The 12,938-nt window shown below is 71.0% G+C and carries 11 protein-coding genes; 4 read left to right on the top strand and 7 right to left on the bottom strand.

All coding sequences use genetic code 11. From position 1 onward, the window contains the following. Nucleotides 1-57 precede the first annotated feature (57 nt). Nucleotides 58-2,085, top strand: a complete 2,028-nt coding sequence (gene ftsH, locus OG788_RS25380; RefSeq protein WP_406373651.1) for an ATP-dependent zinc metalloprotease FtsH — start codon at nt 58-60, stop codon at nt 2,083-2,085. Between the two features lie 145 nt (nt 2,086-2,230). Then, nucleotides 2,231-2,836, top strand: coding sequence for a GTP cyclohydrolase I FolE (gene folE / locus OG788_RS25385; RefSeq protein ID WP_351542527.1), 606 nt, complete (start codon nt 2,231-2,233; stop codon nt 2,834-2,836). A gap of 47 nt (nt 2,837-2,883) precedes the next feature. Here folE and OG788_RS25390 read toward each other — a convergent pair whose 3' ends face one another. The 6 genes from OG788_RS25390 to OG788_RS25415 all read right to left on the bottom strand — a co-directional run bounded on the left by OG788_RS25390 (nt 2,884) and on the right by OG788_RS25415 (nt 7,965). Continuing rightward, nucleotides 2,884-3,372, bottom strand: a complete 489-nt coding sequence (locus OG788_RS25390; RefSeq protein WP_266761223.1) for a DUF3180 domain-containing protein — start codon at nt 3,370-3,372, stop codon at nt 2,884-2,886. 77 nt (nt 3,373-3,449) lie between these two features. Beyond that, nucleotides 3,450-4,061 (bottom strand): 2-amino-4-hydroxy-6-hydroxymethyldihydropteridine diphosphokinase, encoded by a 612-nt coding sequence (folK, locus tag OG788_RS25395; RefSeq protein WP_351542526.1) that lies wholly within the window; start codon nt 4,059-4,061, stop codon nt 3,450-3,452. Then, a complete protein-coding gene (gene folB / locus OG788_RS25400; protein ID WP_351542525.1) occupies nt 4,058-4,417 on the bottom strand; it encodes a dihydroneopterin aldolase in 360 nt (119 codons plus the stop codon). The genes folK and folB overlap by 4 nt, the downstream gene beginning before the upstream one ends. 247 nt (nt 4,418-4,664) lie before the next feature. Next, nucleotides 4,665-5,159, bottom strand: coding sequence for a nuclear transport factor 2 family protein (locus OG788_RS25405; RefSeq protein ID WP_351542524.1), 495 nt, complete (start codon nt 5,157-5,159; stop codon nt 4,665-4,667). Beyond that, nucleotides 5,156-6,067, bottom strand: a complete 912-nt coding sequence (folP, locus tag OG788_RS25410) for a dihydropteroate synthase (protein WP_406373654.1) — start codon at nt 6,065-6,067, stop codon at nt 5,156-5,158. Before folP ends, OG788_RS25405 begins: the two co-directional genes overlap by 4 nt. Before the next feature lie 92 nt (nt 6,068-6,159). Beyond that, entirely contained in the window at nt 6,160-7,965 is a 1,806-nt protein-coding gene (locus tag OG788_RS25415) for a phosphatidylglycerol lysyltransferase domain-containing protein (RefSeq protein WP_406373656.1), read from the bottom strand. Between the two features lie 224 nt (nt 7,966-8,189). Between OG788_RS25415 and OG788_RS25420 the strand changes: the two genes are divergently transcribed. Together OG788_RS25420 and OG788_RS25425 are read left to right on the top strand one after the other, a co-directional pair. Then, the gene (locus tag OG788_RS25420; RefSeq protein ID WP_351542521.1) at nt 8,190-9,320 is read left to right on the top strand and encodes an alpha/beta hydrolase-fold protein; all 1,131 of its coding nucleotides are present in this window, start codon (nt 8,190-8,192) and stop codon (nt 9,318-9,320) included. 398 nt (nt 9,321-9,718) lie between these two features. Beyond that, nucleotides 9,719-11,392 carry a hypothetical protein gene (locus OG788_RS25425; RefSeq protein WP_406373659.1) on the top strand — a complete coding sequence of 558 codons (1,674 nt, stop codon included), beginning with the start codon at nt 9,719-9,721 and terminating at the stop codon, nt 11,390-11,392. Between the two features lie 209 nt (nt 11,393-11,601). Here OG788_RS25425 and OG788_RS25430 read toward each other — a convergent pair whose 3' ends face one another. Further along, nucleotides 11,602-12,924: a PH domain-containing protein gene (locus tag OG788_RS25430; RefSeq protein ID WP_406376836.1), complete on the bottom strand. Its 1,323-nt coding sequence runs from the start codon at nt 12,922-12,924 to the stop codon at nt 11,602-11,604. Between the last annotated feature and the right edge of the window lie 14 nt (nt 12,925-12,938).

Genomic DNA, 12,938 nt, shown 5'->3' on the forward strand with positions numbered 1-12,938 from the left:
ACAGTCTTTATCAAACTCACTATGGCAGGAGGGACGGGGCGGCTCCGCTCCGTATGGATGGACGTGAAGCGATACTTCCGTGGGCCGGTCATGTGGATCGTGCTGGCCGTCCTTGCCGTGGTCGTGTTGATGCAGGTCGTCGGTTCGTCCGGCGGCTACAAGACGGTGGACACCGGCCAGGTCGTCAAGGCGATCAACGACAACCAGGTCGAGTCGGCCAAGATCACCACTGGCGACGAGCAGGTCATCAAGGTCTCGCTGAAGGACGGCGAGAAGGTTGACGACAGCTCGAAGATCCAGGCGAGCTACATCGGCGACCAGGGCGTGTCCCTGGCCAGCACACTCCAGAACAAATTCGAGAACAAGCAGATCCCGGACGGCTACACCGTCTCGCCGTCCAAGCAGAACCCCTTCGTGGGCATCCTGCTGTCTCTGCTTCCCTTCGTCCTCATCGTCGTCGTCTTCCTGTTCCTGATGAATCAGATGCAGGGCGGCGGCTCCCGGGTCATGAACTTCGGGAAGTCCAAGGCGAAGCTCATCACCAAGGACACCCCGAAGACGACGTTCGCGGACGTCGCGGGCTCGGACGAGGCCGTCGAAGAGCTCCACGAGATCAAGGAGTTCCTCCAGGAGCCGGCGAAGTTCCAGGCCGTCGGAGCGAAGATCCCCAAGGGCGTCCTGCTCTACGGGCCTCCTGGTACGGGCAAGACGCTGCTCGCACGCGCCGTCGCGGGTGAGGCCGGCGTTCCCTTCTACTCCATCTCCGGTTCCGACTTCGTCGAGATGTTCGTCGGTGTCGGTGCCTCCCGAGTCCGTGACCTGTTCGAGCAGGCCAAGGCGAACGCTCCGGCGATCGTCTTCGTCGACGAGATCGACGCGGTCGGCCGCCATCGCGGCGCCGGCCTCGGCGGTGGTCACGACGAGCGCGAGCAGACCCTCAACCAGCTGCTCGTCGAGATGGACGGCTTCGATGTGAAGGGCGGCGTCATCCTGATCGCCGCCACGAACCGGCCCGACATCCTCGACCCGGCCCTCCTGCGCCCCGGCCGCTTCGACCGCCAGATCGCGGTCGACCGCCCGGACATGCAGGGCCGTCTGGAGATCCTCAAGGTCCACCAGAAGGGCAAGCCGGTCGCTCCGGACGTCGACCTGTCCGCGGTGGCGCGTCGGACCCCCGGCTTCACGGGTGCCGACCTGTCGAACGTGCTGAACGAAGCGGCGCTGCTCACCGCGCGCAGCAACATGAAGCTGATCGACAACTCCATGCTGGACGAGGCGATCGACCGTGTGGTCGCGGGCCCGCAGAAGCGGACCCGGATCATGTCGGACAAGGAGAAGAAGATCACCGCGTACCACGAGGGCGGCCACGCCCTGGTCGCGGCGGCTTCCCCCAACTCCGACCCGGTCCACAAGATCACGATCCTCTCGCGCGGCCGTGCTCTCGGCTACACGATGGTCCTGCCGGACGAGGACAAGTACTCCACCACGCGCAACGAGATGCTGGACCAGCTCGCGTACATGCTGGGCGGCCGCGCCGCGGAGGAGCTCGTCTTCCACGACCCGACCACCGGCGCCGCGAACGACATCGAGAAGGCCACGGCCACCGCTCGCGCGATGGTCACGCAGTACGGCATGACCGAGCGTCTGGGCGCGATCAAGTTCGGCGGCGACAACACCGAGCCCTTCCTGGGCCGGGAGATGTCGCACCCGCGCGACTACTCGGAAGAGGTCGCCGCGCTCGTCGACGAAGAGGTCAAGAAGCTCATCGAGAACGCGCACAACGAGGCCTGGGAAATCCTGGTCGAGAACCGTGACGTCCTCGACGCGCTGGTGCTCCAGCTGCTGGAGAAGGAGACGCTGAGCAAGGAGCAGATCGCCGAGGTCTTCGCTCCCATCGTGAAGCGCCCGGCCCGCCCCGCGTGGACCGGCTCCTCCCGTCGTACGCCGTCCACCCGCCCGCCGGTGCTCTCCCCCAAGGAGCTGTCACTGACGAACGGGGCGAACGGCTCGGCGGCGGCCATCGCCGCCGCGACGGAGTCCGTCCCGGCGGCGGAGGCGGCCCCGGAGGACCGCACCGAGAGCTGACATCGTTCGGCTCCCGGCGGCCTCACCAGGCCCGGAATGGATGCCGTGCCCCCCAGGTTCTAGCCTGGGGGGCGCGGCATTTTCGGGTGCCCGCACCTTTTGGACGCGTCGAGGCACGCGCAGGATCCACAGGAACGAGGACCAGATGACCGACCCCGTGACGCTGGACGGCGAGGGAGTTATCAGCGAGTTCGACGAGAAGCGTGCCGAGAACGCCGTACGGGAGCTCCTGATCGCTGTCGGCGAGGACCCGGACCGCGAGGGCCTGAGGGAGACGCCGGGGCGGGTGGCGCGGGCGTACAAGGAGATATTCGCGGGCCTGTGGCAGCAGCCGGAGGACGTGTTGACGACGACGTTCGACATCGGACACGACGAGATGGTCCTGGTGAAGGACATCGAGGTCTTCAGCACCTGTGAACACCATCTGGTGCCGTTCAGGGGGGTCGCGCACGTGGGTTACATCCCGGCCACCAGCGGCAAGATCACCGGCCTGTCCAAGCTGGCCCGCCTGGTCGACGTCTATGCCCGGCGCCCCCAGGTGCAGGAGCGGCTGACGACACAGATCGCCGACTCCCTGATGGAGATCCTGGAGCCGCGCGGTGTGATCGTGGTCGTCGAGTGCGAGCACATGTGCATGTCCATGCGCGGCATCCGCAAGCCGGGCGCGAAGACCATCACGTCGGCGGTGCGCGGACAGCTGCGGGACGCCGCGACGCGCAACGAGGCGATGAGCCTCATCATGGCCCGCTAGCCGGGACGGACGCCGGGCAGGCCCCCAGGCGCGGGCCTGCTTCGGGGCTACGCCACCGGAGCGACGCCGCCGTGGTGCTCGTCGTCGTCCTCGGGGAGCTTGCAGACGCGCTCCAGGAAGAAGGCCGCCGCTATCACGCCGATTCCGGCGACGACGGACAGGCCGGCGTAGATGGCCTGGTCGCGGCGGGCGGGGACCTCCAGGGATTCCAGGAGGAACACGCCCGTGCCGCCGTACATGCCCGCCACCAGGGCGGCCACCAGGGCGCTCGCCTGGCCGAAGACGACCGCGCGGGCGGCCATCAGCGGATCGACGCCCTTGGCGCCGGGGCGGCGCTCGCGCTGAGCCTTGAGGCGGGCACGCAGCGAGAGTGCCGTCGCGAGAAGGACGATCGCGATCAGGGCCAGGACGATGGGGGCGGCCAGCGGGACCCGGGGCAGCGTGCCCACCGCGGCCCACAGGCGGGCGCCCGCCCATGACAGCACTCCGGCCACCACGAACACGGCGGCCAGTGTCCTGATGCGCAGCTCTTTCACGATGCCCCTTCGGTAGCCCGCCTGTGGCCGGGGCCTGTGTCGGGCCGGCCGGCGTGTGGTCGTCTTGACCTTAACGACTACTCGGGCAGCCGGAGTTCCAGGTCGGGACGTTCCGCGACACCGTCCTGGGTGACGGCGGCGAGGAGCTGGGCGACGGCGCCGCGGCCGGGGAGCTGGGCCTCGGGATCCACGTCGTGCCAGGGGGCGAGCACGAAGGCCCGCTCGTGGGCGCGCGGGTGAGGGAGGGTCAGCACCGGGTCGTCGGAGACGACGTCGGCGTAGGCCACGATGTCCACGTCGATCGTGCGCGGGCCCCAGCGCTCGTCCCGTACGCGGTGGAAGGCCTCCTCGACCGCGTGCGCCCGCTCCAGGAGCGAGGACGGGGGGAGGGTGGTCCTGAGCACCACGACCGCGTTGAAGTACGACGGCTGGCTGCCCGGTTCGACGCCCCACGGCTCCGTCTCGTAGACGGGGGAGACCGCTTTGACCCGGACGCCCGGGGTGTCCTCCAGGGCGTCGATGGCGCCCTGGAGCGTCTCCAGGCGGTTGCCCAGGTTCGAACCGAGGGAGATCACCGCGCGCCTGGGGTTGGACAGGGTCGTGTCCGCGGCGTCCACCTGCTCGACCACGGAGGCGGGGACCGGCTGGACGGTCGGGTCGCTCTGACCCTCGGTGAAGAACGCGGTCATACTCGGCTCCGGATGATGGTGACGGTCACGTCGTCGAAGGGGACCGTGATCGGCGCGTCCGGTTTGTGGACGCAGACCTCGACCTCCTGGACCCCGTCGTGCTTGAGACACGTCTGGGCGATGCGCTCGGCGAGCGTCTCGATCAGATCGACGGGCTCACCCTCGACGACGGCCACGACCTGCTCCGCGACGATGCCGTAGTGCACGGTCTTCGCCAGGTCGTCGTCGGCCGCGGCCTGCCGGGTGTCCAGGCCCAGCGTCAGATCCACGATGAAGGTCTGGCCCTCCTCGCGTTCCTTCTGGAAGACGCCGTGGTGCCCGCGGGCCTTGAGGCCGCGCAGCGCGACACGATCCACGCGAATCACTCCTGCAATCGTCGGTGACGGCCCGTCGTGCGCCGAATGCGGTCGGCACACCGGCCTCGAACGAATCTACCTGCGGGCACTGACAACGTTCGCCCACGGAGGCGGGCGCCGGGCGAAGGCCACGAGGCTTCACCGGGCGTTTCCCCTGGGGAACACGGCGGCTCACGGGTTGATAGCCGCCCCTACCCCGGGCTGGTGATTCCAACCACCTTTTGGTCCCTGCGGGCCGTATACCCACTCAACCGGCGGTGTCCTCGTCCTCTTCCTCGCCGGATTCGGCGAGCACGGGGGAGGCGTGGTGGGACCAGAGTTTCCAGCCGTCGGCGGTACGGCGGAACACGTTCGTGGCGACGACCAGCTGGCCGACGAGCGGGCCGAGCTCCTCGCCCTCGTCGGGGGCGGGACCGCCGCTGAGGATGTTCTCGGTGCAGGTGACCAGGGCCGTGTCGCCGGACACGGAGACGCGCACGTCGGTGAGGAAGAACTGGATGTACTCCGTGTTCGCCATGATCAGCGCGTACGAGCGGAGGACCTCGCCGCGGCCGTTGAGGACGGGCCAGCCGGGGTGGACGCAGGAGACGACCGCGCCCTCGCCCTCGAAGTCGTCGTCGGACGTGTCCAGCGGGGCCAGCCACAGCGAGGACAGTTCCTCGAAGTCACCCCGTTCCATCGCCTCGTAGAACGCGGTGTTGGCGAGTTCGACCTGCTCGACGTCGGTACGCGGTGTGCTCACCGGGCTCCCTCTGCGGCCGGACCGCCGGCGGCGTCCGATGCCCCGCCGGTCCGGGCACCCTCGACGGCGCGCGCGACCCGTACGGCGTCGGCGGTGGCCCGTACCTCGTGCACGCGGACCGCCCAGGCGCCCTGCTGGGCGGCGATCGCCGAGACGGCGGCCGTGGCGGCGTCGCGCTCGCGCGCGGGTGGCGGGGCGCCATCGGAACCGGCCAGTACGCGGCCGAGGAAACGCTTGCGGGAGGCGGCGACCAGCAGGGGGTGGCCGAGGGCGCGGAGGCGGTCGAGATGGGCGAGGAGGGCCAGGTCGTGCTCGGGGTCCTTGGAGAAACCGAGCCCGGGGTCGACGACGACGCGGTCGGGGGCGATGCCGCCCGCCAGAACGGCCTCCACGCGTGCGTGCAGTTCGTCTAGGACTTCGGAGACCACGTCCTCGTACGCCCCCTGGACGTTCCCGCCCGCCAGGAAGCCACGCCAGTGCATGACCACGAAGGGGGCGCCCGCGGCCGCGACGGCCGGGATCATCGCGGGGTCGGCGAGGCCGCCGCTGACGTCGTTGACGAGGGCCGCGCCCGCGGCGAGGGACTGCTCGGCGACGGAGGCGCGCATGGTGTCCACGGAGACGGTGACGCCCTCGGAGGCGAGGCCGCGCACGACGGGGATGACGCGCTTGAGCTCCTCCGTCTCGTCGACGCGGGTGGCGCCGGGGCGGGTGGACTCGCCGCCCACGTCCACGAGGTCGGCGCCCTCGGCGACGAGCTCCAGGCCGTGCTTGACCGCGGCCGTCGTGTCGAACCAGTGGCCGCCGTCGGAGAAGGAATCGGGGGTGACGTTCACGACCCCCATGACCGCGCAGCGGTCCCACGTCGGCAGTCCCGCGACTCGGCCGCGCCCGCGCTCAATACTCATACGTCCAGCCTAGGCCTCCGCCGAGGGGCGGAATCGCCCCCTGCCGGTCTCAGCGGTTCCCGGTGCGCGGACGCGGGCCGCCCGCCCGCCGGCTACGCCGCTCTCACCCCCCGCTCCGCCACCGCGTGCGGGCACGGACGCGGAGCCGGTGCGCGGCGGCGCAGCACCCGGGGCAGGGCCAGGTTCACGAAGCCCTCGGCCTGCATGGCGGCGAAGCCGATGCGGGGGAGGTCGCGGGAGGAGCCGTAGACGACGAAGCGCGGCTCCCAGCGCGGGCGGAACTTGGCGTTGAACTTGTACAGCGACTCGATCTGGAACCAGCGGGACAGGAAGACCAGCAGTCCGCGCCAGGCGCGCAGCACCGGCCCTGCGCCGATCTTCTCGCCGCGGGCCAGTGCCGCGCGGAACATCGCGAAGTTGAGCGAGATCCGGTTGATGCCGAGGCGGGGCGAGGCCTGGAGCGCCGCCACGATGAGGAGTTCGTTCATTCCGGGGTCGGCCGCGCGGTCGCGGCGCATGAGGTCGAGCGACACACCGTCCGTGCCCCAGGGGACGAAGTGCAGGACGGCCTTCAGGTCGCCGTACGGGCCTAGCGGGTCGTCGGTCTTGTGCGCGGTGGCGATCAGGCAGTTTCCGTCGGACGGGTCGCCGACGCGGCCGAGCGCCATGGAGAAGCCGCGCTCGGTGTCGGTGCCGCGCCAGTCGTCCGCGGCCCGGCGTATCCGGTCCAGTTCTCCCTCTCCGAGGTCACGGATGCGCCGTACCCGCGTCTCGTAACCAGCCCGCTCGATGCGCTTCACCATCTGGCGGACGTTTCGCATCGCGCGTCCGCAGAGGGAGAAATCCGCGACATCCACCACCGCCTCGTCCCCCAGTTCGAGGGCGTCGAGGCCGGTCTCGCGGGTCCACACTTCGCCGCCCGTCTCGGAGCAGCCCATGACGGCGGGCGTCCAGGAGTGTGCCTTGGCCTCGTCCATGAAGCGTTCGATCGCACCGGGCCAGGCCTCCACGTCGCCGATGGGGTCGCCGCTGGCGAGCATCACCCCGGAGACGACCCGGTAGGTCACCGCCGCCTTGCCGCTGGGCGAGAAGACGACCGCCTTGTCGCGGCGGAGCGCGAAGTGGCCGAGGGAGTCGCGGGCGCCGTGCTTGTCCAGGAGGACGCGCAGCCGGGTCTCGTCGTCCTCCGTGAGGCGGGCGGCGGGGTGTTCGGGGCGGAAGGCGAAGTAGACGGTGGTGACGGCGGTCAGCCAGCCGAGGGCGCCGAGGGAGAAGGCGACCGTCCAGGAGGTGGGTCCGGCGTAGTCGACGGGGCCTTCGAAGCCGACCAGGCCGTACAGGACGTGGCTGATGCGGTCGGCCAGGCTCGGGTCGCCGATCATGCGGTTCTCGTGGACGCTGACGATGACGAGTCCGAGGACGAGGGAACCGGCGCCCATGAGAACGAAGTTGGCCAGCGCGCGCCAGCGGCTGCGTGGATCGGGCAGGGCCGCGAACTCATCGCGGTGGCGCAGCAGCGGTGCGAGCAGCGCGGCCGAGATGACGACGCCGATCAACGAGTGGCGGTACGCGAACTGCGCGGCGGCGCCTGCCGGGAGCAGCGCGACCGCGGCGCGCCACGCCCGCCGTTTGCGGCGGCGCAGCCCGTGGGCGAGCAGCAGCAGAAGCACCCCGGCGCTGAGCGAGAGCGCCGCGGCGAACGGGCCGAACGAGCCGGGCAGCACCTCCGCCAGGGCGTGCATACGGCTGTGACGGAAGCGCGGGAACACGCCCGCGGCGATGTCCAGGAGGCCCACGAGCGTGCAGGCCCTGGCGACCAGGGCGGGAACGGCCTCGGGGCTCGGACCGCGGAGTATGCGCCGCGTCCGGCCTGTTCGGCCCGGAACCTCGCCCGACAATTCCCCATCTATCCTGACAGACATCGCATCCCGTGGTTCTGCGAGAGACCTTGAACCCGGTGCCAATCCGGCATCCGGCGACATTGCGCCCTCTAGGACGGTGTCTTGGGGAGACAGGTTCACTCCTCTCCGGAAAGCCGGTTCAAAAGGCAAGAAAAGTCCAGGGCAAGGACTCGCGAAGGAGCGGGACCGGCCCGGGCGGAAAGCGCAGGCGGGAACAGGCGATGGGTCTCACGAGCAACAAGGTGCTGGTTCTGGCGGTCCTGCTCGCCGTGCTGCTGTTCGTCGGCACGGTGTGGTGGTGGCCCCGGCTGGCCCGGCGCACCTGGCGGTCCGTCGGCGGACGTGTGGGCCTGCTGCTGGCCACCCAGGTGGCGCTGTTCGCCTCGGTCGGGCTGTGCGCCAACCAGGCGTTCGGGTTCTACGCCAGCTGGGCGGATCTCCTCGGCAGGGAGCGCGGTGAGGGCGTGGTCGTCGACCACAACGGGGCGGGCGGTCCGGGCGGCGGCCCCCTCCAGGTGGTGGACACCCGGCGGGTGAATGTCTCGGGCGGGTCCCGGCCGCAGGTGGGCGGCCAGATCCAGAAGATCGACATCATCGGCCGTACCACCCGTATCGCCACATCGGCGTACGTCTACCTGCCACCGGAGTACTTCCAGCCGCGGTCCCGCACCCGTACGTTCCCGGTCACGACCGTGCTGACCGGCTACCCCGGCACCGCCGAAGCGCTCATCAAGGGCCTCCACTTCCCGCAGACGGCGAACCGGCTGGCCAAGAACGGCCAGATCCAGCCGATGATCCTGGTCATGCTGCGGCCGACCGTGGCACCCCCGAGGGACACCGAGTGCGTGGACGTGCCCGGCGGTCCGCAGACCGAGTCCTTCTTCGCCAAGGACCTCCCCGACGCCGTATCGGCCCACTACAGGGTGGGCCGGAAGCCCGGGAGCTGGGGCGTCATCGGCGATTCGACGGGCGGATACTGCGCGCTGAAGCTCGCCGTCCACCACCCCGAGGTGTTCGCCGCCGGCGCGGGCCTGTCGCCGTACTACAAGGCGGCGGTCGACCGGACGACGGGCGATCTCTTCCATGGCGACAAGGCGCTGCGCGACAGCGCCGACCTGCGCTGGTATCTCAGGAACAAGCCCGCGCCCGACACTTCACTGCTCGTCAGCAGCAGCAGGGCGGGCGAATCCAACTACAAGGAAACGCTGGACTTCATAGACCTCGTGAAGTCCAACGGGCGTACCAGGATCTCGTCGATCATCCTCGACAGCGGCGGCCACAACTTCAACACGTGGCGGCGGGAGATCCCCGCGGCGCTTCAGTGGATCAGCGGGCGGCTGAGCGACCGCTGACGCGCGCCCAGCCGATCCCTGCCCTGTCCAGCCCTGCTCTGCCCTGCCCTGCCCAGCCTTGCCTTGCCTTGCCTTGCCTTGTCGTGCGGGCCGCTGCGGTCGGGCCGGGGCCGGGCCGTGTAGTGGGTCGTGTCGGACCGGGCCCCCGGAAGAATTCTGTGTCCGGCACGGAGAAATGTCGCCCCTCGGGGAAATGTCGTGCCCCGATGATTCCGATTCGGTGAACCGTCCGGAGCCGCGGAATTGATCGAGGAGCCGGAGTGACCGGGGGTATGACGGGCCTTGTGGGACAAGCGGTGTGCCCTGTCGGCGGCTGGTACGGGACAATCGTTCCGGGGTGACTGTGTTTTTACCGGGCGGGGCACCAAGATTCGCCTACGCGCGGTAAGTTTCTGGCCATGCCACGTGGACGCCACCGCCATTCCCCGCCCTTGCACAGGGTGCTGCCTCCTTCGGCGATCGCCGGCGTGTCGCTCGTCTGCGCCGTAGGGCCCTGGCTGTTCACGGAGGCGTTCGTGCTCCGTGTGCTGGCCGCGGGCGCCGCGGCGACAGCGGTCGCCGGTGCGGTCGTCATGCGCCGCTGGGACACCTCGGCCGGTAAACGCGTCGCCGACCTCACGCGCGCGCGAGCGAGCGACGAGTGGCGCCATGAGGAGCGTGTCGCCGAACTGGAGACCGACCTCGACGAGTCGCGGGAGCTGCGGGTCAAGCTGGAGCAGAAGCTGCGCGCCAAGCGCACCGAGCTGGCCGGCCTGCGCAACGAACACGCGGCGCTGCTGCGGCGGTACGCCACGGCGGAGACGGAGCGGGCGACCGCTCTGGAGGGCCGCAGGCAGCTCGCCATAGAGGCTGCAGTGCCGACGCGCGCCCTGCCGGCCGCGCGGACGGCTCCGGATGCGGAAGGGGCGCCGGACTCCCCGGAGACGCCGGATTCCCCTGGCGCGGAGGGCTCCGCCGACGCGGTGGATTCGCCGGACGCGCCCGAGACGTCCGAGGAGCCGGAGGAGTCCGAGGAGTCCGAGGAGTCGGGCGGCTCCGAGGGCGCGGTGTCCGGGAGCGGGGCGGAGGCCATCGCGGCCTTCACGACGGCTGATGACGACACGGCTTCCACGGAGGCGGAGGCGGACGGAGAGGCAGACGCCGGGGTCGAGGCCGCGGCCGACGAGTCTCCCGAGGTCTTCTCTCCGGCCGGGTCGTCGCTCTTTCTGCGGGCCGGCGCGGCGCTGAGCCGGATAGCCGGCGGTACTCGGGACGCGGAAGGCACCGAGGCCTCGACGATCTCGGGGTCCGTGGCCCTGGCGCTGCCCGACTCGGAGCCGGACTCGGATGCCGATGCCGATGCCGTTTCCGAAGCGGACGCCGGCTCCGCGACGGCCGAACCCCTGAGCGAGGCGCCCGCGCGTGGCGAGTCCGCGCTGGACGCGGCCGTCAAGCGGGACGCGGCCGCGAAGAGGGACGCGGCGGCGAGGGGTGCGGTCGCGACCAAGGACGCCGTCGCGACGAAGGACACGGTCGTGAAGGCCGAGCCCACGAGGCGTGCTTCGGCAGGCGAGACGGGTCCGTCCCCGGACGCCGTCGCGGAAGCGGGTGGGGCGCAGGGGAAGCCCGAGGCGGCCGGCGAGCATCAGCGCGCGGTCGCCGAGGCCAAGCCTTCGCAGTCCGCCGAATCCGCCGCAACCGCCACGGCGGCGCAGGCCGAGGCGGCGCAGCCGGCCCGGGCGTCGCATTCCGCCAAGCCCGCCCAGCGGTCCGGGCACTTCACCGTGCCGACGGCGGTGGCCGTCGTCCCGCCCACCGCGCCGGTGCGACGGCCCTCGGTCGAGGGCGGGTTCGACTTCTTCGGTACGCAGAAGGAGTCGTCCGACGCCGCCGCGATGGAAGCCGTACAGAACGAGGACCTGGCCGATGTGGTCGGCCAGGAGGCGCTCGCCCTGCACAAGGCCGAGGCCGAGTCCGGGTTCAAGCCCGCGAGCGAGGGTTCGCGCGATGTCGGCCGTCAGGTCATCGACCTGACCGCGCACGACGAGACGGAGCACATCGACCTGGCAGGGCTGCGGAGCGCGGCTTCCTGAGCCGCCCGCGTCCCGGGCCGACAGACGTGACGGACGTGACGGAGTGAGGGCAGTGGCACCACGCCACTGCCCTCACTCCTTTTTTCGGGCGTTTTTCGGGCGCAAGCCGTCGGTCCGTCTCATCGGTCCGTTTCCGGCGTGGACCGGCGTGGACCTTGGGTCCGCCGCCTCGGTCCGCCCGTGGGCGGGCTTCGCGGCCGTGCGAGGCCTCAGGCCATCCACCGGTCCGGCCGGGCTTCCCGCCGCCCTGTGCGGGACCGGTCGGCCTGGGCCCTGAGGAGTTCCGCCGCCTCCGCGGCGTCCCGCAGCCGTGCCGTCACCGTCTTGTCGGCGCCGGTGTCGATGTGGACGTCGGCGAGTCCCTTGAGGCGCTCCCACGGCCCCTGTGTCAGCCGTACGCTCTGCGCCTTCGCGTGCGGGACGAGGGAGAGGCTGCGCCGCAGCAGCCCGTGGCGCGCCGCGAAGACGGTGTCGGTGACGGCGAGTCCGTACCCGCGCCACCAGAACGGCAGGCACCAGCCGGCCCGCCGCGGCGGCCGGTCCAGGGACACCGGAACGGTCACCCCGGGCAGCACCGCGGTGATCACGGTCCCGGCGACCTCGCGCGGAGCGACGGGCACGAGGACCGAGTTCGAGGACCCGGCCACGTCCAGCTCGACGCGCACCCACCCGCGGCGCCGCCACAGCAGGGGTTCGACGATCCGCACGGTCTGCACGCGGCCGGGCGGCACCGTCTCGTGCGTGCGGTCCAGGAGCCCGTGGTCGATGCGGAGTCCGTCGGGCGACTCGCCCACCGTCCAGTCGTACTCGCCGACGAACCGTCCCACGCTGCTCGCGCCCGCCGCGCCGAGCAGCGGCAGTCCGGTCGCGAGGACCGTCCACACGCTGTGCGTGAGGAGCCACAGGAACGTGGGGACGACGACGGCGGCGAGGAGGGAGCCCCAGGTGGCGCCGGTGAGCACCAGCGAGACGGCGAGGACGCCGGGCGGGACGTGCAGCAGCCGGCGCACCGGCGCCTCGCCGACCTCGTGGGCGGATTCGGGTGCGAAACCGGCGGCCCGGGCGAGGAGTTCGGCGCGCAGCATCCGGGCCTCGCCCTCGCCCAGGTAGGCCAGCTCGTCCTTCTTGTCCGCACCGACGACATCGAGCTTGAGCTTGGCGACGCCCGCGACGCGGGCCAGCAACGGCTGGGTGACGTCGACGGCCTGGAGCCGTTCGAGCCGGATGTGCGCGGTACGGCGGAACAACAGGCCGGTACGGATGCGCAGTTCGGTGTCGGTCACCGCGAAGTGCGTGAACCACCAGCTCAGAAAGCCGTAGAGGGCGGCGCCCGGGACGATCACGGCGAGTCCGACGATCAGGGCGGTCGTGGTGAGTCTGGTCAGCTGCTCCTGCGCCTGGTTGGGGTCGTGGACGGCCCAGCCGGCGATCACGGTGACCGGCGCCCAGGCGCGCCGGAACGGGGTCACCGGGTGCAACCGGCGCTCGTACAGCGGCTTTTCCTCCCGTGCGGGGCCGTCGTCGCCCGGCAGGGATCTCGTTCCGG

Origin of the sequence: Streptomyces sp. NBC_00647 (assembly GCF_045207245.1) — a bacterium.
Classification (GTDB): domain Bacteria; phylum Actinomycetota; class Actinomycetes; order Streptomycetales; family Streptomycetaceae; genus Streptomyces.